This is a genomic window from Xanthobacter agilis (assembly GCF_021730435.1).
Taxonomy (GTDB): Bacteria; Pseudomonadota; Alphaproteobacteria; order Rhizobiales; family Xanthobacteraceae; genus Xanthobacter; species Xanthobacter agilis.
In genome coordinates this window covers 1-22,111 of sequence record NZ_JABWGX010000019.1, presented here as the reverse complement: position 1 = coordinate 22,111, position 22,111 = coordinate 1, and the positions used below count along the sequence as shown (strand labels likewise).

The window sequence follows — 22,111 nt, the reverse complement described above, 5'->3', positions numbered from 1 at the left end:
GGAATATGGCATTGAACTGCGGGCGCAAAATGGAAACAATGGAAACTCATGGTTTCCAATAATGCACCTCATCGCCTGCCCGACCTGGAGGGCTGGGCCATTTTCGCCAAGGTGGTGGAGGCGGGATCTTTCGCCCGCGCCGCGGCCGAGCTCGGCCTGTCCAAGGCCACCGTCTCCAAGGCCATCAGCCGGCTGGAGGAGCGGCTGGGCACGCGGCTGCTGCACCGCACGGCGCGCCGGCTGTCCCTCACCGGGGCCGGTCGCGCCGCCGCCGAAAGCGCGGCCCGCCTGGTCGCCGAAGCCGAGGCGGCGGAGGCCGAGGCGGTGTCGCAATCAGTGGAGCCGCACGGCGTGGTGCGGCTGGCCGTGCCCATGTCGTTCGGCCTGCGCCACCTCGCGCCGCTGCTGCCGGAGCTGATCGCGCGCTTTCCCAAGCTGTCGGTGGATTTGCACCTGAGCGATGCGGTGGTGGATCTGGTGGGGGAGGGGTTCGACCTTGCCCTGCGCATCGCCACCTTGCCCGCGTCGAGCCTCAAGGTGCGGCGCATCTGCACGGTGCGGCGGATCCTGGTGGGCAGCCCGGCCTATTTCGCGCGCCATGGGCGGCCGGAGCATCCGCGCGACCTCGAAGGCCATCCGTGCCTGGGCTATGCCTATCTGCCGGTGCCGGACCGCTGGCGCTTCGTGGACGGCGGGGGCGAGGTGGTGACGGTGACGCCATCGGGCCCGCTGCGCGCCAACAATGCCGACGCTCTCACCCCCATGCTGCTGGCGGGGCAGGGGCTGGCGGTGCAGCCGGAATTCATGGTGTGGCAGGATCTGGCCAGCGGGGTGCTGGAGCCGGCGCTGACGGGCTGGTCCATGCCCGACCTGTCGCTCAATATCGTGCTGCCGCCGGGCGGCTTGCGCCCGGCGCGGGTGACGGCGGTGGTGGAGTTCCTCGCCACCCGGCTGGCGGCGGCCCCGTGGGCGACTCCCTCGGCGGCCCCTTGGGCAGGGGCCGCCGAGGGCGTCAGTTGAGTTCGAGCGTGTTGGTGAGGTCGTTGGCCTTGGCGTCGCGGTCGGCCAGCGGCGCGAGGCCGTGGCGGGTCTCGATCAGCTTCAGCACCGAGGTGGTGTCGTAGGGCGTGTGATCCACGAAGCCCTTCTTGGCGAGCGGCGAGATGACCAAGGTGGGGATGCGCATGCCGGGGCCCCAGCGGTCCACCTTGGGCGGCGCCACATGGTCCCAATAGCCGCCGTTCTCGTCATAGGTGACGATGACCACGGTATCCTTCCAGATCGGGCTGCGCTCGATCAGGGCGATGATGTCGGCCGCCTGCCGGTCGCCGGCCAGAACGCTGGTGTAGCCGGGATGCTCGTTGGCGACGCCGATGGGCTTGTAGAACGAGACCGGCGGCAGGGTGCCCGCGTTGATGGCCTCGATGAAGTCGACCCCGTCCTTCAGGTGCTTGGCGCGGGCCTCGGTGCCATCGCCATAGGCCTTGAAATAGGCGAAGGGCTGGTGGTGGAACTGGAACGACATGTCGGGATGCCCGGCGATGGCGTCGTTCCAACCGCCCGAATACCAGGCCCAGTCCACGCCCTTCGCGCTGAGGCGGTCGCCGATGGTGGTCGCCTCCTGGGGCGGTAGCAGCTTCGCCGGATCATTGGCAGCGGCCGGGCGCGGGGTAAAGCTGGAATAGATGGTGTTGACCGCGAAGCCGTCCGGCGTCACGGCGCCGTCTTTCTTGAGCGTGCCGTCAGGATTGAGCGTGGCGCGGATGCTCTCCGGCGCGGCCTTGAACTCCGGCGTGCAGGCGCACACCAGGAACATGTGATTGAGGAACGAGCCGCCGAACGCCCCATGGAAGAAGTTGTCCGCCAGCGTGTAGGTTTGGGCGTAGCGCCACAGGGGCAGGCGGGAGCCGTCGAAATAGCTCATGGCGAGGCCGCCGGCGTCGGAGATGGCGGCGAAGCGGTCCATCTTGCCGCCGTTGATCTGTTCCTGCTGCTGATAGAAGCGGTGCACCAGATCGCCGGTGGTCTGGTCGAGGCCGGCATAGGCGTCCGCCCGGAACGGCTTGTTGGGCAGGTTGTCCGGGAAGCGGTTGTCGACAAGCGGCGGCTTGATGTTCACGTTCATGACCAGGGGAAGCTGATCATAGGGCTTGCCGTCGCGGTCGGTCTGGGTGGCGGTGGCGCCGGCATTGGCGATGCCGTCGGCGCCGGGGAACAGGCCGTAGAGATTGTCGAAGCTGCGATTCTCCAGGAACAGCACCACGATGTGCCCCACCTTCTCCAGGCCGGGCTTGGCAGTGGGCGGCTCGGCCGCGCCCGCGGCACCGGCGAAGATGAAGGCAGCGGTGGAGGCAAGGGCCAGGGAACGGATGCGCATGGGACAGTCGCCGTCTGATCGAAGATGGAGGGCACCCTCCACCTCTCCCATGACCGGTCAATGACGCTTAGAATAATTCCAGACTTGTTCCCCAGCGGCAACCGAGGGCGGCCGGCCGCGCGGGCCGGCCCGGTCCGGTCCGTCAGTCGAACAGGCTGGAGACCGACTCTTCGTGGGCGGTGCGGGCGATAGCCTCGCCCATGAGGGTGGCGACGGACAGCACGCGGATGTTGCGCGCCACCCGCACCGCCTCGGTGGGCTGGATGGAATCGGTGATGACCAGTTCCTTGAGCTTGGAGGCGGTGATGCGCGCCACCGCCCCGCCCGAGAGCACCCCATGGGTGATGTAGGCATGCACCTCGCTGGCGCCGCGAGCGAGCAGGGCCTCGGCGGCATTCACCAGCGTGCCGCCGGAATCGACGATGTCGTCCACCAGGATGCAGCGACGGCCTTCCACATTGCCGATGACATTCATCACCTCGCTCTCGCCGGGGCGCTCGCGGCGCTTGTCGACAATGGCGAGGGAGGCGTCGATGCGTTTGGCGAGGGCCCGCGCGCGCACCACGCCGCCCACGTCGGGCGACACCACCATGAGGTTCGAAAGCTCGAACCGTTCCTTGATGTCGCGCACCATTACCGGCGCGGAATAGAGATTGTCGGTGGGGATGTCGAAGAAGCCCTGGATCTGGCCGGCGTGGAGATCCATCGTCATCACGCGGTCGGCACCGGCGTGGGTGATGAGGTTGGCCACCAGCTTGGCGGAAATGGGCGTGCGCGGGCCGGGCTTGCGATCCTGCCGGGCGTACCCAAAATAAGGCAGCACCGCGGTGATGCGCTTGGCCGAGGCACGGCGCAGCGCATCGATGATGATGAGCAGCTCCATGAGATGGTCGTTGGCCGGGAACGAGGTGGACTGGATCACAAAGGCGTCCTGGCCGCGCACGTTCTCCTGGATCTCGACGAAGATCTCCATGTCCGCGAAGCGTCTGACCACCGCCTTCGTGAGGGGGGTGGCGAGATAGGCGGCAATAGCTTCCGCCAGCGCGCGGTTGGAATTGCCCGCGACGAGCTTCATGGGACCGTTCTCCGCTGACATCTGACGCTCCACCCGCAGAAGCGGGGTCTTCGAGGCTTGGGATGCTCTGATAGGCGCCCACTCAGGATTTTGTAAAGTCGCGGATCAGTTCGCCGCATAGGCAAGGGCCGGCGTGACCGATGCGACGGCGGCGACCGGGACGCCGCTCTCGGCGACCGGAGAGGCGGGCGCCTCGGGCGCGGCGGCGGGCGCAGGGGCATCTTGGGCCGGCACCGCGGGCACCTCGGCGGGCGCCGATGCCACGACCGGCTCCGGCGCTGCCGTGGCCGCCGGGTTGCCGCCGACGCCCAGCGCTTCGGAAAGCTCGGCCATGGAGCGGTCGGCGATCTTGGCCAGCACCGCGTCGTTGCAGGCGGCCCACCCGGTGGAACCCTTGACGGTCCCGGCGCTTTCCTCGCCCGTGATGCGGGCGACGCGGGTCTTGTTGGGGTCGTAGATGTCCCAGGCATAGGCCACCGACGCCTTGCCGCGCTCCACATGCATGGAGAGGTAGCCCTTCACGCGATAGGCGCCGGGATCGTCGCGGGAGGCCACCTTGACCTGCCGCGCCTGGGCCTCCGACGACAGCTCGTCCACCAGCTTGTCGAAGGTGGGCTTGGGCGGCCCGTCGATGGAGATGAAGGCAAGGGCGCCATTGGCCGACGCCATCCCCGAGCCGTCCGTCTGACATGCGGCAAGCGCAAGGCTTGTCAACAGAATACCCGTTCGGACCAGGATGCGGGCCGAGGGAAGAGGAACGCGCTGACCAGCCTTGACGTGTTTGGCTGGGGCCTGTGATTCCCGCATGGCGGCTCTCGCATGATGCTTGATCTGCGCAGAGGTAGCGGCAAACGCGGACGCGGTCCAGACAAACGGTTAAGGGGCTGTTAACAACGGGGACTTTCAGCCCAGCGATTGCAGCAGGCCGAGCAGCCGCATGGAGCCTTCCGGCCACGGGCCGAAGCCGGCCGCCGGGTTGATGTGTCCGGCCTCGCCCGCGTCCACCAGCTCGGCGCCCCAGGCGGCGGCGAGCGCTTCGGCGGCGTCATAGCTGCAATAGGGGTCGGTGCGGCTCGCCACCAGCAGGGTCGGAAACGGCAGCGCGGCCCGTGGCACCGGGCAGAAGGATGCGAACAGGGGCTCCATCGGTCCCGTTTCAAGATCGGGCGGGGCCACCAGGAAGGCGCCGACCACCTTGCCGGCGGGAAAGCCGGGCGCCGCATGGGCCGCCGTGAGCACGCCGAGGGAATGGGCGATCAGAACCACCGGTTTTTCAGCGGCCGCGACGGCGGACTGCAAGGTCGCGACCCAGGCGCCCCGGTCCGGGCGCGCGAAGTCGGCCTGCTCGACCCGTCGGGCCGTGGACAGGCGGCCCTCCCAGCGGCTCTGCCAATGGTCCGCATCGGAGCCGTTCCATCCGGGAACGATGAGGAGGGCGGTATCAGATGACTTCATCGCTGTGTTCCGGGGTCAGACGTGCGACGCGCGGCGCATCGAAGGGCATGGGACGAGGATTCCCGCTTGCCATATCCGGCGAGCGGGAGAAAGTCCGCGCCCGAGATCTCCCGCCCGCCGCCGCAACCCCGGTACGGACAGGGAGGCGCATTCGGATCGTAATGGTTGTGTTGGCGGGGCTTTCGCCTTGCGTGCATTGCGGAATCGACGTTGCGGCGCAGCAGCGTTATAGCTGTCACAAATTTGCGGGAGCTTTAAACCGTTGCTGTCCGTGGTGATCGCCACTCAGAACTCGGAACGCCAGCTGGTGCCGGTGCTGTCGGCGCTGGTGCAGGGCGTGACCGCCGGGGTGTTGCGCGACGTGATCCTCGTGGACAGCGGATCCACCGACGACACGTCCGCCATCGCCGACGCGGCCGGTTGTGCCTTTTTGCATTCGCTCAGCGATGTGGGCGTGCGGTTGCGGCAGGGCGCGGCGCAGTCGCGCGGGCGCTGGCTGCTGTTTCTGTCGCCGGCCTCGTTCCTGGAGGAAGGCTGGGCGCGCGAGGTGGCCAATTTCATCGAGACCGCCGAGCGGCGCGGGCAGGCGGAGCGCACCGCCGCCACATTCCGTCTGGCGGTCGATGGCTACGGCCTGCGGCCCCGTCTGGGGGAGGCGGTGGCGGCGGCGCGGCTGGCGTTGCTCGGTCTGCCGAATACCGGCCAGGGGCTCCTGATCGCGCGCAAGCATTACGAGCGGCTCGGCGGCCATCCCTCCGGCGTGAAGGCGGAACGGCGGCTCGCCGCGCGCATCGGCCGGCGCCATATCCATCTGCTGCGCGCCCATGTGCTGCTGCCCGAACGCGGCTGAGGCGGCAAAAGTCTTTTGATCGGTGGGGCGTGCGATTCTCCTTGGCGCAGGGGCAGGCTTGCGGCTAGATGACGGCGCGGGGTCGGGCCATGCCTGTCGCACATGCGGCGGGCGGGTTCCGATGAGCCATTTCTGATGACATGAGGGTGCATCGCGTCGCGCGGATCCCATGTGCCGGAAGTCGCCCGCGCACCGCCCGACCGTGATGACCCCACAGCCACGATGCCCGGCATCGGTGGAGGGGCCATGACATTCGCTCGTCGTCTGTTCGCGCGCGGTTTGACACGCGGTTTGACGCGCGGTTTGAATGGGGCGCTGGGTGCCCTGTGTGCCGGCACACTCGCATTCGGCCTCGCATCCGCCGCTCTCGCGCAGCCGCGCCCGCCGGCGCCGCTCCCCGCGCCCGCCGCGAATCCACCCGCCGCCGCGCCCCCTGTGGCTGCCCCGCCGGCGCGCCCGGCGACGGCGAAGACCTTTCAGCGCGCCGACCTCGTCACCGGCGCCAAGCGCTACGAGCGTCTGCTGCGGCGGGAGGCGACGGCGCCCACCGCTCCCCTCGACCGCGCCCGCCGCGATGCCGACCAGGCGTTTCAGCGCAATGATGCCCGCTCCGCCGCCGCGCTCTATGGCGGGCTGACCCTGGTGGCGCCGCAGGACGCGGGCGTGTGGCTGCGCCTTGCCCGGTCGCTCGCCGCCATCAAGCCCAATGAGGACGAGGACGCGAACGCCATCACCGACAACGCCCTGGCCGCCGCCTACATCGCCTATCGCCGGGCGGGCACGCGGGCGGACGAGGCCGATGCGCTGGCCCTCATCGGCCGCCTTTATGCCGGGCGCGGGCTGTGGAGCGCGGCGCTGGACACCATGAAGGTGTCGCTGGCCCTGCGCGATGCGCCGGCCGAACGCGCCTTCTATGAAAAGCTGAAGGACGAGCACGGCTTCCGGCTGGTGGATTATTCCGTGGAGGCGGATTCGGCGGCGCCGCGCGCCTGCGTGCAGTTTTCCGAGGACCTCGCCGCCGGAACCGATTTCGCTCCCTTCGTGCAGGTCGGCGGCATGGCAAAGCCGGCGGTGACGGCGGAGGCGCGACAGATCTGCGTGGAGGGCCTGAAGCACGGCGAGCGCTACACCCTGCGGGTGCGCCCCGGTGTGCCCGCCGCCAACGGCGAAAGCCTGCGCAAGCCGGTCGATCTCTCCTTTTATGTGCGCGACCGCGCCCCTTCGGTGCACTTCACCGGCCGCAATTATGTGCTGCCCCGCACCGGGCAGAAGGGCATTCCCATCGTCTCGGTGAACACGCAGGCGGTGAAGGTGAACATCCTGCGCATCGGCGACCGGGCCCTGGTGCCCACCGCCATCCAGGGGGAGTTCCGGCAGAACATCGATTCCTTCGTGCGTGAGCAGATGGCGGCGGCGACCGCCATCGCCATTTATTCCGGCATCCTGGAGGTGGAGAGCCCGCTGAACGGCGAGGTCACCACCGCCGTGCCCATCTCCGAGGCCATCGGCACCCTCGAGCCCGGCGTCTATGTGATGACCGCCAAGCCCGACCGGGTGCTGGGTGACGAGGACTACGGCAGCGAGGCGACCCAGTGGTTCATCGTCTCCGACCTCGGCCTCACCGCCCTGTCGGCGCAAGACGGCGTGCACGTGCTGGTGCGGGCGCTGGGCACCGCCCAGCCGGTGGCCGACGCGAGCGTGCAGCTTGTCGCCAAGTCCAACGAGGTGCTGGGCGAGGCGCGTTCCGACGCGGACGGGCATGTGCGCTTCGATCCCGGCCTGTCGCGGGGGCCCGCGGGGCTGGAGCCGGAGGTGGTGATCGCCCGCACCAAGGCCGGCGACTATGCCTTTCTGTCGCTTCAGGAAACCGCCTTCGATCTCACCGACCGGGGGGTTGCCGGGCGCGAGGCGCCGCGCGCCCTCGACGCCTTCGTGACACCCGAGCGCGGCGTCTACCGTTCCGGCGAAAGCGTGCATCTCACCGTGCTGCTGCGCGATGCCCAGGGCCGCGCGGCGGCGGGCGTACCGCTCACGCTGGTGCTGCAGCGGCCCGACGGCGTGGAGGATCGCCGGCTGGTGGTGGCGGACCAGTCGGCCGGCGGGCGCACGGTGGATCTTGCCTTGCTCAAGGGGGCCATGACCGGCACCTGGCGGGTGCGGGCGTTCACCGATCCCAAGCTCCCGGCCATCGGCGAGGCCTCCTTCCTGGTGGAAGACTATGTGCCGGACCGGGTGGAGTTCACCCTGTCCGCACGCGATGCGAAGGTCTCGCGGACCCGCCCGGTCGAGGTGCTGCTCGAAGGCCGCTTCCTGTTCGGCGCGCCGGCCGCCAGCCTCGATGTGGAGTCCGAGACCGAGCTTCGTATCGCCGAGAGCCGCAAGGGGTTCGAGGGCTATCGCTTCGGCAATGCCGATGACGACGTGTTCGCCGAGCGCCAGCCGGTGGCCGACGCCCCGCGCACCGATGGGGCGGGCAAGGCGACCCTGAGTGTTGCCGCCGGCACCCTGCCGCGCACCGACCGTCCGCTGGAAATGGAAACTCTGGTGCGCCTCGTGGAGGCGGGCGGGCGCGCGGTTCAGCGTAGCATCGTCCTGCCGGTGGCGCCCGCCGGCAGCCAGATCGGCGTGAAGCCGCTGTTCTCCGACCGCGTGCGGGAAGGGGAGACGGCGAATTTCGACGTGGTGGTGGCCGGGGTGGACGACAAGCTGCTCGCCGCCCCCAACCTCACCTGGAAGCTCTCGCGAATCGAGACGCGCTACCAGTGGTACAAGGTGGGCAGCTCCTGGGATTACGAGCCGGTGAAGGTGGTGACGCGGGTGGGCGAGGGGCGCCTGTCGACCCTGTCCGATGGCCCGGCTCGCCTTGCCGTGCCCACCGAATACGGCCGCTATCGCCTTGACGTGATCGGCGACGGTCTGCCGCTGACGTCCCTGGCGTTTGATGCCGGTTTCGGCGGCGACGGCACCGCCAACACTCCGGACAAGCTGGAGCTGACCCTCGACCGGTCCGCCTACGCCACCGGCGACACCGTGGCCGCCACCATCACCGCCCGCACCGCCGGCACCGCGACGGTGATGGTGCTGAACGAGGGCCTGCTGGCGCAAAAGGTGGTGTCGGTATCGCCCGGCGCCAACAAGGTGAGCTTCAAGGCGGCCGAGAACTGGGGTCCCGGCGCCTATCTCGTGGCCTTCCTGCATCGTCCGCTGGATGTGGCGGCTGGCCGCATGCCGGGCCGGGCCATCGGGCTGGCCTGGTTTTCCGTGAACCGGGAGGCGCGCACCCTGAAGGTGGAGCTGACGCCGCCGGCGCAGATGCGGCCCAACGAAACCCTCGCCGTGCCGGTGCGGGTCTCCGGCATCGCGCCGGGCGACAAGGCATTCGTGACGGTGGCGGCGGTGGATGTGGGCATCCTCAACCTCACCGGCTTCAAGCCGCCGGCGCCCGATGCCGTCATCTTCGGCCAACGCCGGCTTTCGCCCGAGATCCGCGACCTCTACGGCGCGCTCATCGACGGCATGCAGGGCAGCGCTGGGCGCCTGCGCTCCGGCGGCGACGGCGGGGAAGGCCAGCTCCAGGCCAGTCCGCCCACCCAGGCGCCCTTGGCGCTCTTCTCCGGCATCGTGCCGGTGGCGGCGGACGGCACCGCGCTCGTGTCTTTCCCCATTCCGGCCTTCGACGGCACGGTGCGCCTGATGGCCATGGCTTGGAGCGCCGACAAGCTGGGGCACGGGTCCACCGACGTGGTGGTGCGGGACAAGGTGGTGGTGCTCGCCACTTTGCCGCGCTTCCTGGCCGCCGGCGATCGTTCGACCCTCACCCTCGATCTCACCAATGTGGAAGCCCCGGCGGGCAGCTACCGCCTCGACGTGACCGCCACCGGCGCGGCCGCCGTGCCGCAGCCGGCGCCGGCTGTGACCCTCGCGGAGAAGCAGCGGCTGCCGGTGCGTCTCGCGGTGGAGGGGCGCGGCGTGGGGGCCGCCGCCATCAACGTGAAGCTCACGGGGCAGGGGGTGGAGATCGTCCGCAGCTTCGCGCTCAATGTGCGGCCGGCGTATCCGGAGATCGCGCGGCGCACCGTGCGCAATTTGGCGCCGGGGGAAAGCCTGACCCTTTCCACGGCGCTGGTGGGCGACCTTCTGCCCGGCACCGGATCGGTGGCGGTGAGCGTGACGCCCAACAGCACCATCGACGTGCCGGCCCTGCTCGCCGCGCTCGATCGCTACCCCTATGGCTGCGCCGAGCAGATCACCAGCCGCGCCCTGCCGCTCCTGTCCTACAACGACCTGTCGGCCCTCATCGGCCGGGTCGCGGACCCCGGCGCGGACCAGCGCATCCGTGACTCGGTCACGCGCCTGATGGCGCGGCAGGGGTCGGACGGTTCCTTCGGCCTGTGGGCGGCGGGCGGCGAGGATACTTGGCTCGACGCTTATGTGGCCGACTTTCTGACCCGCGCGAAAGAGAAGGGCTTCGCCGTGCCGGAAGAGGCGTTCGACCTCGCCCTCGACCGCCTGCGCAACACGGTGAATTTGGCGGGGGCGGAGATGCAGTCCGGCTCCGAGGGGCTTGCCTATGCGCTTTATGTGCTCGCTCGCAACGGCCGGGCGCCGCTGGGTGATCTGCGCTACATCGCCGATACGCGGCTGAAGAACCTCTCCGGGCCGCTGGCTCAGGGGCAGGTGGCCGCCGCCCTCGCCTTGCTGGGCGACCGCACCCGCGCCGAACGGGTGTTCAACGTGGCGCTGGAGGGGCTGCCCGCCGCTCCGGCGAATGCGCCCGCGGGCCGGGCGGACTTCGGCTCGGTCCTGCGCGATGCGGCGGCGCTGACGGTGCTCGCCCGCGAGGCGGGGATGGAGAAATATGCCGACATTGCCCTCGCCCGCGTGGATGCCGCGCGGGTGCGCACCGAGCGCACCTCCACCCAGGAGAACGCGTGGCTGATCCTCGCCGCCACGTCCCTGGTCAACAGTGCCAAGGCCATGGTGCTCAACGTGGACGGGGCCGAGGAACGGGGCGTGTTCGGCCGCACCCTGTCGCGCGCCGATCTGGAGCGGGGCGCGCTCACCCTGCGCAATGGCGGGCCGGAGCCGGTGAAGGTGGTGGTGTCCATCAATGGCGCGCCGGTGGCGCCGGAGCCGGCCATCGCCCGCGGCTTCGACCTGGAGCGGCGCTATTACACCCTCGACGGCAAGCCCGCCGATCCCGCCCAGGCGACCCAGAACCAGCGCTTCGCCGTGGTGCTGAAGGTGACGGAGACCGACAGCACCCGCGCCGATATCCTGCTGGTGGACTATCTGCCCGCCGGCTTCGAGATCGAGAATCCGAGCCTCGTCCAGGGCGGCGGTGACGGCGGCTTCGCCTGGCTCGACGAGACCAGCGAGACCAGCCATGTGGAGTTCCGCGACGACCGTTTCGTGGCCGCCGTGACCCGCCAGGAGGGGGATGCCCCGTTCGTGGTGGCCTATGTGGTGCGGGCGGTGTCGCCCGGCCGCTATGCCCATCCGCCGGCGGTGGTGGAGGACATGTACCGTCCCGACCGTTTCGCCCGCACCGGCGCCGGAGCCGTGGAGGTGGCTCCCGCCAAATGAGCAGGCGCGGCACTGAGAGCCCGGACCGCGACCGGCGCGGGGAGGCCGGGCGGCGCTGGTCGCTCGCCGCGCGCCTCGCCGCCGTGACGGCGCTGGCCGCGGCCGTGATCGGCGGCGGCGTGGTGGCGGGGCTCGCGGGTCTCAGGGGCGGGGCGCCGCCGGCGCCGCGGCCGCCGGTGTCGCGCGAGGTGGTGGACCGCGAGGGGCGCCTGTTGCGCCCGTTCGCGCTGCCCGATGGCCGCTGGCGCCTTGCCGCCACGGCGGAGGGCGTGGATCCGCGCTTCATCGGCCTCGTTGAAGCCTATGAGGACAAGCGCTTTGCCACCCATGGCGGCATTGATCCGGTGGCGCTGGTGCGCGCGGCGTGGCAGGGGCTGACGACCGGGCGGGTGGTGTCCGGCGGCTCGACCCTCACCATGCAGGTGGCGCGCCTTCTGGAGCCGCCACGCCCGCGCACGGTCGCCGCCAAGCTGGCCCAGATGCGCCGCGCGCTGGAGCTGGAGGCGCGCCTGTCCAAGGCGGAGATCCTCGCGCTCTATCTGGCGCTTGCCCCCTATGGCGGCAATATCGAGGGGGTGCGGGCGGCGTCCCTCACCTATTTCGGCAAGGAGCCGCGCCGGCTCACCCTTGGCGAGATGGCGCTGCTGGTGGCGCTGCCCCAATCGCCCGAAGCCCGGCGGCCGGATCGCGCGCCGGCCCAGGCCCGCGCCGCCCGCGCCCGCGTGCTCGACCGTCTGCTGCGGGAGGGGGTGGTGTCCGCCGATGAGGTGCGGGTGGCCAAGGCCGAGCCCATGCCGCGCGGTCGCCGGCCCATGCCGCGCCTCGCGCCCCATCTTGCCGAGGACATGGTGGCCGAGCGCCCGGCCCTGTCGCGCCATCCGCTGACCCTCGACGGCGCCCTTCAGGAGCGGCTGGAAGGGCTTGTGCGCGAGCGGGCGCAGACCTTGGGGCGTGGCCTTTCGGCGGCCCTGGTGGTGGTGGACAACGACAGCGCCGAGGTCCGCGCCTATGTGGGGTCCGCCGACTTCTCCGATACCGCCCGCGCGGGCGAGGTGGATCTTGCCCGTGCCGTGCGCTCGCCGGGCTCGACCCTGAAGCCGTTCATCTATGCGCTCGCCTTCGACGACGGCGTGGCCCATCCCGAGACCCTCATCGAGGATCGCCCGGTGCGGTTCGGCGCGTGGCGACCGGAAAATTTCGATCGCGGCTTCCAGGGCACTCTTTCGGTGCGCAAGGCGCTGCAGATGTCGCTGAACGTGCCGGCGGTGCGGCTGCTGGATGCGGTGGGTCCGCAGCGCCTCGCCAGCCGGCTGAAGGAGGCGGGCGCCCGGCTGGAGCTGCCGCCGGGCGCGGCCCCCGCGCTGCCCATGGGCCTCGGTGGCGTGGGCATCCGCCTCACGGATCTGGCCATGCTCTATGTGGCGCTGGCGCGCGGCGGCGAGGCGCATCCCCTGGTCTATCGCCGCGACGATGGCGCCGTGGCGGCGCCGCGCAAGGGGCACCTCGTGGGGGAGGTGGCGGCCTGGTATGTGGGGCAGTGCCTGTTGGGCACGCCGGCCCCGGAAAACGCCTTGGGCGGCCGCATCGCCTTCAAGACCGGTACCTCTTACGGTTATCGCGATTCCTGGGCGGTGGGCTTCGACGGCCGGCGCACGGTGGCGGTCTGGGTGGGCCGGCCCGATGGGCAGGCGGTGGCGGACCTCACCGGGCGGAGCGCCGCCGCGCCGCTGCTGTTCGACGCCTTCGCGCGCATCGTGCGCACGCCGGCAAGCCTTGGTCCGGCGCCGCGCGGCGCGCTGATCGCCGCCAATCCGCGCCTGCCACCGCCGCAGCGCCATTTCGGCGGGGCCATGGACGGCCGCGCCATGCAGGTGGTCTATCCGCCCGATGGCGCCCGTGTCACGCGCGACGGGGGGGACGCGGCCGGCGGCGCGAGCGCGTTCGCGGTGAAGGTGGAGGGCGGGATGCTGCCGCTGACCCTGCTGGTGGACGGGCGGCCGGCGGCCCATGCCGACGACGCTCGCGTGCTGTTCTGGAACCCGGCGGGCCGCGGCTTCACGCGCATCACGGTGATCGATGCCACCGGCCGCGCCGACAGCGTGACCGTGCGGGTGGAGTAGGCGCGGGCGGCATCGTGTTTTTCGCGGCGGCCTGAAGACGCGGACTGAATACAAGAAAAATCCCGCACATCAGGGACGTGCGGGATGAAGTCCTTGGGAGGAAACACAACTTGAACAGTACCGGCGGTGCCGGCGGATACTCAGTGCTTGGGATGAAGCGCGGTCTCGGGAACATCCTCGCGGGTGAGGCCCATGCGCTCGAACTCGCTGTTCCCGAGATGGGTCGGATCTTCATATCGATCCGCCATCCGGCGCGCCTCGGCGACCGTCGTGAAGAACTCCGACATCGCGGCGCCGACCCGCGCGATGAAACCGTGCCCCTGAAGGCCGTTCGCGTGAACCGTTGCCATTCTTCAACTCCTTAATACCATCAGCCCCGGTCTTTGACCGGTGCCGAGTGGGTTCGCTCAGGCGCCGCGCGGGCTTAACCAAGGGCCCGTGAGTCAAGCTCACGGGCCCTTGGTATTGAAGCTGCCGCAGAGATAGGCGGATCCGATGCGGCGCAACAGGGGGCTTTGTGCATGGCACCAATGCGCGGCCTGTATGCGTGTGGGGCTGTGGATTATTCAAAAAGAGTCTGGACCGGCTCCGGCGAATTGCCTATAGAGCGCTCCTGCCTTCGGGCACACCACTCGAACCACCGCTCTTCCGGCCCCGCCGGCGGCGGCAGGCGAGAGGGTGGGGGATAGTTCAACGGTAGAACCGCGGACTCTGACTCCGTTAATCCTGGTTCGAATCCAGGTCCCCCAGCCAAATGATGGCGCCTCACTTTTTCCGATCTCAGAACAGAACGAAACGCGTGGGCTGGGCGCTCGGGCGGGCGTTTGCGTTGCTGTTGCGCGGGGCTGGATCGCGCTTTCCGCCAGGGCGGGGGGCGCGGGCCGGAGCATTTTCACGCGCGGTAGATTCCGGTTCGCGTGAAGAAAACGCGTGACAGCAATAACCTGGAGCGGTTTCGGCTTAATCGGGCTCATCTCCGGTGGCGGCGAAGACGTTTGCGCGGTCTCGCGGGGTGAAGGGTTGAAGCGCCATGGGGAAGCGCCATCGGAAGCGCCATCGGAGGCGGCAGGGCGATGCCGCAATGGGGGTGGATGGCGGGCCGGTGCCGGTGCGGTGAGCGCGCGCCAGCGCGGGATCGTTCTCGACCGGGTCTTGCCGGTGAGCGGGGAGGGCGGCGAGGACGGAACGGGGACCGCGCTCCGTGCGGGCGATCAAGCTGCCTTGCGCAGGGAAAAGGTTTTGCCGCCGTCGGTGGTGGCGATCACGCCCAGGCGGAACAGGGCGGAGAGGATGTCGGCCACGGCGGCTTTTACCTTGGGGCCGGGGCGGAAGCCGGCGGCGATGCTTGGGGCGTCCATGGGGGCGGGGCTGGTGGCGAGGGCGTCCATGACTACGGCGGTTTGCTCCATTTCGCCCTTGGGGAAGGTGGGGCGCGGGCCGGCGGCCTTGGCTTCGTCCGCCTCGCCGAGATCGGCCTCGATCTGCCGCGCCTTCTCCTGTTCGGAGCCGAAACGGGGGATCTGATAATCGGGCCGCAGCCAGCGCACGAGGCCGCGCTTTTCTTCCTTCGCGCGGGCCTTGTTCAGGGCCACGAGGCGGGCGAGCACCGCGTCGTCGGGCAGATCGGCGGGCCAGCCATAGGCATCGGCCACGGCGGCGTCGAGCCGGTCATGCAGTTCTTTCAGGATCAGCACGAGGCCGTCATCGAAGATGCGCCGGTCCCTGGGCTCCAGCCCGGCGGGCGCCACCCCGGCCTTGAGTTGTTCCAGCACGTTGTAAAGGCCGGTCAAGGTGAGGTGTTCATGGCGCTCCAGCACCCGCTTGCGGTGCGCGTCCAGCTCTTCCGCGATGGCGCGGATGGCCGCCTTCTGCGGCTCGGTGGCGTCCGGGAAGGGGAAGGGATCGAAGCATTCCGTGTGATTATAGGTATGATCATTTCCTATGCCGAGCCAGCCGCCACGGGCAATTGCCCATGACCGATGGAAAGAGGATGATAGAACGCCAAGAATCCAAGCGTCATCAAAGCCAAATGTATTGATTTTTGAATCGCATAGCGTTTTTCCATCAACAAAAATAAATATTTTATGCTTCGCTGTTCTTGTAGATACAATATATCTATCAATTCCTAAAATAGATTTTCTCATGGATTCCATATTTTCTCCAAATTGCCACCATTTTTCTCGATAGGATGCCCTGTGATTCTTAATGCGTTCAGGCCGGACATAAAGCAAAATATGTTGATACAAGGTGGAAGCCTTGGATAATAGTTCATATTCTGGCGCCTTGTATGCGTCTATGATGTATAGATTCCTGGATTTTTGAGATAAATCTCTTCCATTCAAGTACTTTTTTAAAAAATGGCGGCGCTCTTGAATCGGAATTTTTGCGTAAGCGTCTGGCTCCAGGAGAAACCCCATCCCAATTGGTTGCACCCCCCTTCCACCCACTCCAGTATTAGAAAGGAGAGGCTGAGCCTCTAAGGTATTGGTGCCACAGCTTAGGTCAGGATTGATCCGCCCCGCCTTGTCCGCGAACAGGATCACCGGCGCGTCGGTGTCGATGTCCGCTTCGGACACTACCTCGCGCAGCAGCCCGTCGCTCTTCCCGGCCTCGGCCACCGTCATGGCGATGCGCACGGCGGCGCTGTCCCGGGTGGCCTTGGTCCAGGGGTGATCGGGAATGGCCATCACCAGCGACAGCGGCTTCTTGGCGGACAGGTATCGCTCCATCACCCGGCGCTGAAACACCTGGCTGATGGAATTGGTGGTGACGAAGCCGAAGCGCTTCAGCGCCGTGCCCCGGCGCAACAGGATTTGTGCCGCCTGATCCCACCAATACATGACGAAATCCGCGCTTTCGTTCATGTGCGGGTGCGCCGCCCACAGCGCCCGCGCATAGGCATCCCCCAGCCGCGCGCGCAACAGTGATCCGCCGATGAAGGGCGGGTTGCCGACGATGAAATCCGCCTTCGGCCAGTCCGGCGCGCGCGGGTTGGGATAGGCCGCCTCGCCCTCCTGCCATTGACGGCGCGGATAGCCGTCCCAGGTCAGCACCGCGTCGCGCGCCTCGATATTGCGGAAGGCCCTCAGGATCGGGTCGCTCGGCAGGCCGCCACGCGTGCGCACATACCATTGCAAATGGCCGATCCACAGCACCAGCTCGGCAATGGCGGCGGCGCGCGGGTTCAGCTCCAGCCCCAGGAACTGGTGCGGGTCCACGGTGTGGCTCTCAAGGCCGGTCAGGGCTTCCTGTCCGCCAAGGTCGGCGACCGCCTCCAGCACCTCGCCTTCCAGGCGCTTCATCAGCTCCAGCGCCACATAAAGGAAGTTGCCGGTGCCGCAGGCCGGGTCCAGCACCTGGATGTCGCACAGCTTGTCGTGGAAGGCCTGCACCGTCTTCGCCGCCTCGGCGCCGCGCCCATCCGTCTTCTGGCGCTCGGCGGTGGACAGCACCTGCTCCCATTCCGCCCGCAGGGGATCGATGAGGGTGGCGATGACGAGCCGTTCCACATACGCGCGGGGTATAGTGCGCGCCCAGGCGGCGGCGGTCCTCCGCATCCAGGGCCTGTTCCAGCAGGGTGCCGAAGATGGCGGGCTCCACATCGCGCCAGTCATATTCCGCCGCCGCCCGCAGGTCGCCGATGGAGCCCTTGTCGAGGGCGAGCGCGGTGCGGTTCTTGAAGAACTCGCCGTTGAACCGCCGCACCTGATGCTTGATGGTGGCGGTGAAGCCGCCTTCATCCATCGCTTTCCACAGGTCTTCCAGCATGGCCGGAAAGATCTGCGGCTGGGCCTCGCACTCCTTAAGCAGGGACTTGAAGGAGTCTTGCGGCAGCAGGCCCACGTCTTCCGCGAACATGGTGAAGAGCACGCGCATGAGGAACATGGCCACGCGCTCCGGCGGCTGCCCGCCCTCTTCCAGCGTTTTTGAAACCTCGGCCAGGCGCGCGGCGATGTTGCGCGTGACCCGCGCCGCGTGGCGCGAGGGATCGAGCGACATGGGCTCGGTCCAGATGGCCGCAAGCCGCCGGCGCACGGCGTCCTCGCGCAGATCCTCCAGATAGATGCGGAACGCCGCGCGATCGGGAAACTGGTCGTAGGCTTTGCCGTCGCGGCGGAAATTGGCATAGACCTCGATGCAGTGCCCGACATCGCACACCAGCACGAAGGGCGGCGGCTCGTGGTCCGGCGGAAGGAGGCGCACATAGTCTTCCGCCTGCCGCCGCGCATTGAGCATCAGCACGTCCCAGGCCCGTTCGGCGCCGCGCCGGCCACGGGTCTTGCCGGCCGGGGAATCTGCGGGCGCGTCGGCGAGCTTCTTGTCGCCGGAAAAACGGGATTGCTTGGCTTCGAGAATGAAGCAGTCGCGCTTGTAGAGGTCGATGCGCTTGTTGGACACCGTGCCGTCGCGGGCGGTTTCGCGCACCACCCGCTCGAACACATAGTCGTTTCCGTCGTGGCTGGCGCTGGCGGGGTCGGGTCGCGGCAGCTTGAGCACGGACGCCAGTTCACTGAGGAACAAGGCGTAATTGGCCCGCTCCTGCCCACCCTCGCGCCCCTGCCATCGCGCGATGAAGGCCTCAACCTCCGCCTGCATGATTCGCCCCCGCTGCCTCCGCAGGTGTTACCATCAACCGCGACAGGTCGTCGATGGCGCGCACGCGGACCCTCTGCGCGGCTTTTTAGGTCAGCGGTGGTGCGCCGGCCGCCTGGGGGAGGGCGGCTATCACCACGCTGTCGGGAGAGACATCGAACGGAGCGACCGAAGCTGCCTCCGGCGCGTTCGGGAACATCTTGTGATGAGCCAAAATATTGGGAAATGTGCTGGCGCGCCCTAGGGGAGTCGAACCCCTCTCTCCACCGTGAAAGGGTGGCGTCCTAACCGATAGACGAAGGGCGCTAACCGCCCGCCCTTATAGGCGGGGTGCGCGGCAAAGGGCAAGCGCCTTTGAGGCAGTTTTCCAAAGGCGCGATGCCGGCTCAGAAAAAAAGAAAGGGGCGCCTCGCAAAAGGCGCCCCAGTCGCAGAAAACGTACCGATAGAAAGGCGATCCGGCGCGGACGCCCGATCGCCTCGTGCATCACACCGAGTAATACATCTCGAACTCGACCGGGTGCGGGGTCATTTCGAACCGGTGCACTTCGGTCATCTTGAGCTCGATGTAGGACTCGATGAAGTCCTTCTGGAACACGTCGCCCTTCAGCAGGTACTCGTGATCCGCCTCGAGCGAGGCGAGGGCCTCGCGCAGCGAGCCGCACACGGTCGGGATCTGCTTCAGCTCGGCCGGGGGCAGGTCGTAGAGATCCTTGTCCATGGCCTGGCCGGGGTCGATGCGGTTCAGGATGCCGTCCATGCCGGCCATGAACAGCGCCGAGAAGGCGAGGTAGGGGTTCGCGCCCGGATCGGGGAAGCGAACCTCGACGCGCTTGGCCTTCGGGTTGTTGGTGTAGGGGATGCGGCAGGACGCCGAGCGGTTGCGCGCGGAGTAGGCCAGCAGCACCGGCGCCTCATAGCCCGGGACCAGACGCTTGTAGGAGTTGGTCAGCGGGTTGGTGAAGGCGTTGATGGACTTGGCGTGCTTGATGACGCCGCCGATGTACCACAGGCAGTAGTCGGACAGGTCGGCATACTTGTCGCCGGCGAAGAGCGGCTTGCCGTCCTTCCAGATGGACTGGTGGACGTGCATGCCCGAGCCGTTGTCACCAAAAACGGGCTTCGGCATGAAGGTCGCGGTCTTGCCATAGATGTTGGCGACCTGATGGATACAATACTTGTAGATCTGCAGGTGGTCGGCCATCGTGACCAGCGAGCCGAACTTCAGGCCGAGCTCGTGCTGGGCGGAAGCCACCTCGTGGTGATGCTTCTCGACCACGGCGCCCATCTTGGCCATGGAGGCGAGCATCTCGGAGCGCATGTCCTGGGCGCTGTCGATCGGGGGCACCGGGAAGTAGCCGCCCTTGGTCTTCACGCGGTGACCGAGGTTGCCGCCCTCATATTCGGTGTCGCCGTTGGTCGGCAGCTCGACGGAGTCGAGCTTGAAGCCCGTGTTGTACGGGTCGGCCTTGAAGCGGACGTCGTCGAAAATGAAGAACTCGGCCTCGGGGCCGAAGAACACGCTGTCGCCGACGGCGGTGGACTTCAGATAGGCCTCGGCCTTGCGGGCGATGGAGCGCGGGTCGCGGCCGTAGGGCTGGCCGGTGGTCGGCTCCAGCACGTCGCAGACGATCGAGAGCGTCGTCTCGGAAAAGAAGGGGTCCACGCAGGTCGTGGCCGGATCCGGCATGAGCAGCATGTCGGACTCGTTGATGGCCTTCCAGCCGGCGATCGAGGAGCCGTCGAAGGCGGTGCCCTCGGTCAGGAATTCCTCATCCACCATGGAAATATCGAAGGTGACGTGCTGCCACTTGCCGCGCGGATCGGTGAAGCGCAGGTCGACGTACTTCACGTCCTCGGCTTTGATCTTATCGAGGACGTCCTTGGCCGTCTTGGTCGTCATGTGGATGTCTACCTTTCTGCGGAAAACTCTGCGGGATCTTGGGAGGTGTCAGATGGCGTCGAGGCCGGACTCGCCGGTGCGGATGCGGATCGCCTCCTCGACGGGGGACACGAAAATCTTGCCATCGCCGATCCGGCCCGTCTGGGCAGCGCGGCGAATCGCGTCAACTGCTTTTTCCACCATCTCGTCGGCGAGCACGATCTCGATCTTCACCTTGGGCAGGAAGTCCACCACGTACTCGGCACCGCGATAAAGCTCCGTGTGACCCTTCTGGCGCCCAAAGCCCTTCGCCTCGGTGACGGTGATGCCCTGCAGGCCCACGTCCTGCAATGCTTCCTTCACCTCATCCAGCTTGAAGGGCTTTATGATTGCCTCGATCTTCTTCATGCGCTCCGTCTCCCCGTGGCCCGACCCGCCGCCGCATGGCCGAGCCGGCGACAGTTAAGCAGGATGTGTGCCATACGTCGCTCCACGGGGGGATGCCATCAGATGGTCAGGGGTTCGCCCCTGATTGCACAAAAAATATTCGACATGCCCAATAGTTGGGCGGCAATTGCCTGCGCGCCCCGCTGATCGTGTGCATGAACTAGGCATAGCCGACAGGAGGCTGGAGTGTACGCGCTTCTTGATCCTCAGGAAATGAGTCGAGCCGATCACTGCGCCGTGGACGCGGGGGTCCCCGCCCTCGCGCTGATGGAAAAGGCAGGCTGCGCGGTGGCCGACGTGGTCGCCCGCAGGCCCCATGCCACGCGGGTGCTGGTTCTGTGCGGGCCGGGCAACAATGGCGGCGACGGCTTCGTCGCGGCGCGGGTGCTGGCGCAGCGGGGGTTCCGGGTGCGGGTGGCGCTGCTCGGCGAACGGGGGCGGCTGGCGGGGGATGCCGCGGCGGTGGCCGCCCTCTGGCGTGGTCCCGTGGAGGACGCCACGCGCGTGGATGTCATGGCCGCGGATCTGATCGTCGATGCCCTGTTCGGCGCCGGCCTCGCGCGCGATCTCGATGGCGCCGCGCGGGCCTTGGTGGAGCGCATGGCGGCTTCGGGCCGTCCGATCGTGGCGGTGGATCTGCCTTCGGGTCTCGATGGCGCCACCGGCCTGGTGCGGGGCGCGGCGGCGCCGGCGGTGGAAACGGTGACCTTCTTCCGCCGCAAGCCGGGCCATCTGCTGGAACCAGGTCGCAGCCTGTGCGGCAAGGTGCGGGTGGCGGATATCGGCATTCCCGATGCGGTGCTCGATCTGGTGCGTCCAAAGACCGCCGTCAACGCGCCCCATCTGTGGGAGGCGCTGTTTCCGGTGCCGCGCCGGAGCGGCCACAAATATGATCGCGGCCATGGGGTGGTGGTGAGCGGCGGTGCCTGGACATCGGGGGCGGCGCGGCTCGCGGCTCGCGGCGCGCTGCGGGCCGGGGCGGGGCTTGTCACCGTCGCCTGTCCGGCGGCGGCGCTGCCGCTCCATGCCGGGTCGTACGCGGCGGTCATGGCGCGGCCCATGGAGCGGCCGGCGGACCTGTCGGCGCTGCTCGCGGACACGCGGTTGAACACGGTTCTGCTCGGACCGGGTCTCGGCGTGGGCGCCACGACGCGGCAACTCGTCGCCATCGCCGCGCCCGGGCGGCGCGTGGTGCTCGATGCCGATGCGCTCACCTCGTTCGCCGGCGCGGCCTGGAGCGTGGGAGACGTGGCCCGGCAGGCCGCCGCCCTGGTCATCACCCCGCACGACGGGGAGTTCGCGCGCCTGTTCCACGGCACGCCGGAAGTTCTGGAGCGGCCCGGCAAGCTCGCCCGCGCGCGCGCGGCGGCCGCGCGGCTCGGCGGCATCGTCGTGCTCAAGGGGCCGGATACGGTGGTCGCCGCGCCCGACGGCCGGGCGGCGATCGCCGAGAATGCGCCGGCCTATCTGGCCACGGCGGGGGCGGGCGACGTGCTGGCCGGCATCACCCTCGGCCTGTTGGCCCAGGGGATGCCCGCCTATGAAGCCGCGGCCGCAGCCGTGTGGGTGCATGGGGAAGCGGCGCGGGCGGCAGGACCCGGCCTTGTGGCCGACGATCTTCCGGAGGCGCTGCGGGCGGTCTACACGCGACTTTACGAGGCGCTCGGGATGGAATGAGGGCATGGCCGGCGCCGGGCAGGGCGCGGCTGAAAGTCACCGTGGCGGGG

General features: G+C 68.5%; 13 protein-coding genes, 2 tRNA genes and 1 pseudogene. 6 read left to right on the top strand and 10 right to left on the bottom strand.

Translation table 11 applies throughout. The features are described from left to right. The first annotated feature begins 48 nt into the window (after nt 1-48). Nucleotides 49-1,020: a LysR family transcriptional regulator gene (locus HUW53_RS14250; protein ID WP_237346429.1), complete on the top strand. Its 972-nt coding sequence runs from the start codon at nt 49-51 to the stop codon at nt 1,018-1,020. Here the strand turns inward: HUW53_RS14250 and HUW53_RS14245 are convergent. The 4 genes from HUW53_RS14245 to HUW53_RS14230 form a co-directional block, all read right to left on the bottom strand. Next, nucleotides 1,013-2,377, bottom strand: a complete 1,365-nt coding sequence (locus HUW53_RS14245) for an alkaline phosphatase family protein (RefSeq protein ID WP_237346428.1) — start codon at nt 2,375-2,377, stop codon at nt 1,013-1,015. The two genes, HUW53_RS14250 and HUW53_RS14245, sit on opposite strands and share 8 nt — an antisense overlap. A gap of 142 nt (nt 2,378-2,519) precedes the next feature. Beyond that, nucleotides 2,520-3,473: a ribose-phosphate pyrophosphokinase gene (locus HUW53_RS14240; RefSeq protein ID WP_237346427.1), complete on the bottom strand. Its 954-nt coding sequence runs from the start codon at nt 3,471-3,473 to the stop codon at nt 2,520-2,522. 84 nt (nt 3,474-3,557) lie between these two features. After that, nucleotides 3,558-4,121, bottom strand: coding sequence for a hypothetical protein (locus HUW53_RS21845; RefSeq protein ID WP_272904247.1), 564 nt, complete (start codon nt 4,119-4,121; stop codon nt 3,558-3,560). A 234-nt stretch (nt 4,122-4,355) separates the two neighbouring features. Then, entirely contained in the window at nt 4,356-4,907 is a 552-nt protein-coding gene (locus HUW53_RS14230; protein ID WP_237346426.1) for an RBBP9/YdeN family alpha/beta hydrolase, read from the bottom strand. A 271-nt stretch (nt 4,908-5,178) separates the two neighbouring features. Here HUW53_RS14230 and HUW53_RS14225 point away from each other — a divergent pair, with 271 nt between their 5' ends. From HUW53_RS14225 to pbpC, 3 genes are all read left to right on the top strand, one after another. Next, the gene (locus HUW53_RS14225) at nt 5,179-5,757 is read left to right on the top strand and encodes a glycosyltransferase (RefSeq protein ID WP_237346507.1); all 579 of its coding nucleotides are present in this window, start codon (nt 5,179-5,181) and stop codon (nt 5,755-5,757) included. A 435-nt stretch (nt 5,758-6,192) separates the two neighbouring features. Further along, nucleotides 6,193-11,343, top strand: a complete 5,151-nt coding sequence (locus tag HUW53_RS14220) for an alpha-2-macroglobulin family protein (protein ID WP_237346425.1) — start codon at nt 6,193-6,195, stop codon at nt 11,341-11,343. Next, the gene (gene pbpC / locus HUW53_RS14215; RefSeq protein WP_237346424.1) at nt 11,340-13,463 is read left to right on the top strand and encodes a penicillin-binding protein 1C; all 2,124 of its coding nucleotides are present in this window, start codon (nt 11,340-11,342) and stop codon (nt 13,461-13,463) included. Before HUW53_RS14220 ends, pbpC begins: the two co-directional genes overlap by 4 nt. A 140-nt stretch (nt 13,464-13,603) precedes the next feature. Here the strand turns inward: pbpC and HUW53_RS14210 are convergent, their stop codons facing one another. Continuing rightward, the gene (locus tag HUW53_RS14210; protein ID WP_237346423.1) at nt 13,604-13,813 is read right to left on the bottom strand and encodes a hypothetical protein; all 210 of its coding nucleotides are present in this window, start codon (nt 13,811-13,813) and stop codon (nt 13,604-13,606) included. Between the two features lie 329 nt (nt 13,814-14,142). Here HUW53_RS14210 and HUW53_RS14205 point away from each other — a divergent pair. Next, nucleotides 14,143-14,216: transfer RNA gene (locus HUW53_RS14205), tRNA-Gln, on the top strand. Between the two features lie 458 nt (nt 14,217-14,674). On the opposite strand, the gene HUW53_RS14200 is transcribed toward HUW53_RS14205, so the two are convergent. The 5 genes and pseudogenes from HUW53_RS14200 to HUW53_RS14185 form a co-directional block, all read right to left on the bottom strand. Beyond that, on the bottom strand, nt 14,675-16,915 hold the full coding sequence (locus HUW53_RS14200) for a class I SAM-dependent DNA methyltransferase (RefSeq protein ID WP_307499985.1): 2,241 nt from the start codon (nt 16,913-16,915) through the stop codon (nt 14,675-14,677). A 286-nt stretch (nt 16,916-17,201) separates the two neighbouring features. Further along, nucleotides 17,202-18,059 (bottom strand): annotated as a pseudogene (locus tag HUW53_RS21990) (type IIL restriction-modification enzyme MmeI); the annotation flags it as partial. A gap of 228 nt (nt 18,060-18,287) precedes the next feature. Beyond that, nucleotides 18,288-18,362: transfer RNA gene (locus HUW53_RS14195), tRNA-Glu, on the bottom strand. A 180-nt stretch (nt 18,363-18,542) separates the two neighbouring features. Then, complete coding sequence (gene glnA, locus HUW53_RS14190; protein ID WP_237346422.1) at nt 18,543-19,958, bottom strand: type I glutamate--ammonia ligase; 1,416 nt, start codon at nt 19,956-19,958, stop codon at nt 18,543-18,545. A gap of 48 nt (nt 19,959-20,006) precedes the next feature. Continuing rightward, entirely contained in the window at nt 20,007-20,345 is a 339-nt protein-coding gene (locus tag HUW53_RS14185; RefSeq protein ID WP_237346421.1) for a P-II family nitrogen regulator, read from the bottom strand. 252 nt (nt 20,346-20,597) lie between these two features. On the opposite strand from HUW53_RS14185, the gene HUW53_RS14180 reads away from it, so the two are divergent. After that, on the top strand, nt 20,598-22,061 hold the full coding sequence (locus tag HUW53_RS14180; RefSeq protein ID WP_237346506.1) for an NAD(P)H-hydrate dehydratase: 1,464 nt from the start codon (nt 20,598-20,600) through the stop codon (nt 22,059-22,061). Nucleotides 22,062-22,111 lie beyond the last annotated feature (50 nt).

Bases quoted from the DNA above. Each gene is read 5' to 3' on its own strand.
- glnA (WP_237346422.1), bottom strand. From the start codon at position 19,958: ATGACGACCAAGACGGCCAAGGACGTCCTCGATAAGATCAAAGCCGAG.
- pbpC (WP_237346424.1), top strand. From the start codon at position 11,340: ATGAGCAGGCGCGGCACTGAGAGCCCGGACCGCGACCGGCGCGGGGAG.
- HUW53_RS14240 (WP_237346427.1), bottom strand. From the start codon at position 3,473: ATGTCAGCGGAGAACGGTCCCATGAAGCTCGTCGCGGGCAATTCCAAC.
- HUW53_RS14180 (WP_237346506.1), top strand. From the start codon at position 20,598: ATGAGTCGAGCCGATCACTGCGCCGTGGACGCGGGGGTCCCCGCCCTC.
- HUW53_RS14245 (WP_237346428.1), bottom strand. From the start codon at position 2,377: ATGCGCATCCGTTCCCTGGCCCTTGCCTCCACCGCTGCCTTCATCTTC.
- HUW53_RS14250 (WP_237346429.1), top strand. From the start codon at position 49: ATGGTTTCCAATAATGCACCTCATCGCCTGCCCGACCTGGAGGGCTGG.
- HUW53_RS14230 (WP_237346426.1), bottom strand. From the start codon at position 4,907: ATGAAGTCATCTGATACCGCCCTCCTCATCGTTCCCGGATGGAACGGC.
- HUW53_RS21845 (WP_272904247.1), bottom strand. From the start codon at position 4,121: ATGGCGTCGGCCAATGGCGCCCTTGCCTTCATCTCCATCGACGGGCCG.
- HUW53_RS14185 (WP_237346421.1), bottom strand. From the start codon at position 20,345: ATGAAGAAGATCGAGGCAATCATAAAGCCCTTCAAGCTGGATGAGGTG.
- HUW53_RS14210 (WP_237346423.1), bottom strand. From the start codon at position 13,813: ATGGCAACGGTTCACGCGAACGGCCTTCAGGGGCACGGTTTCATCGCG.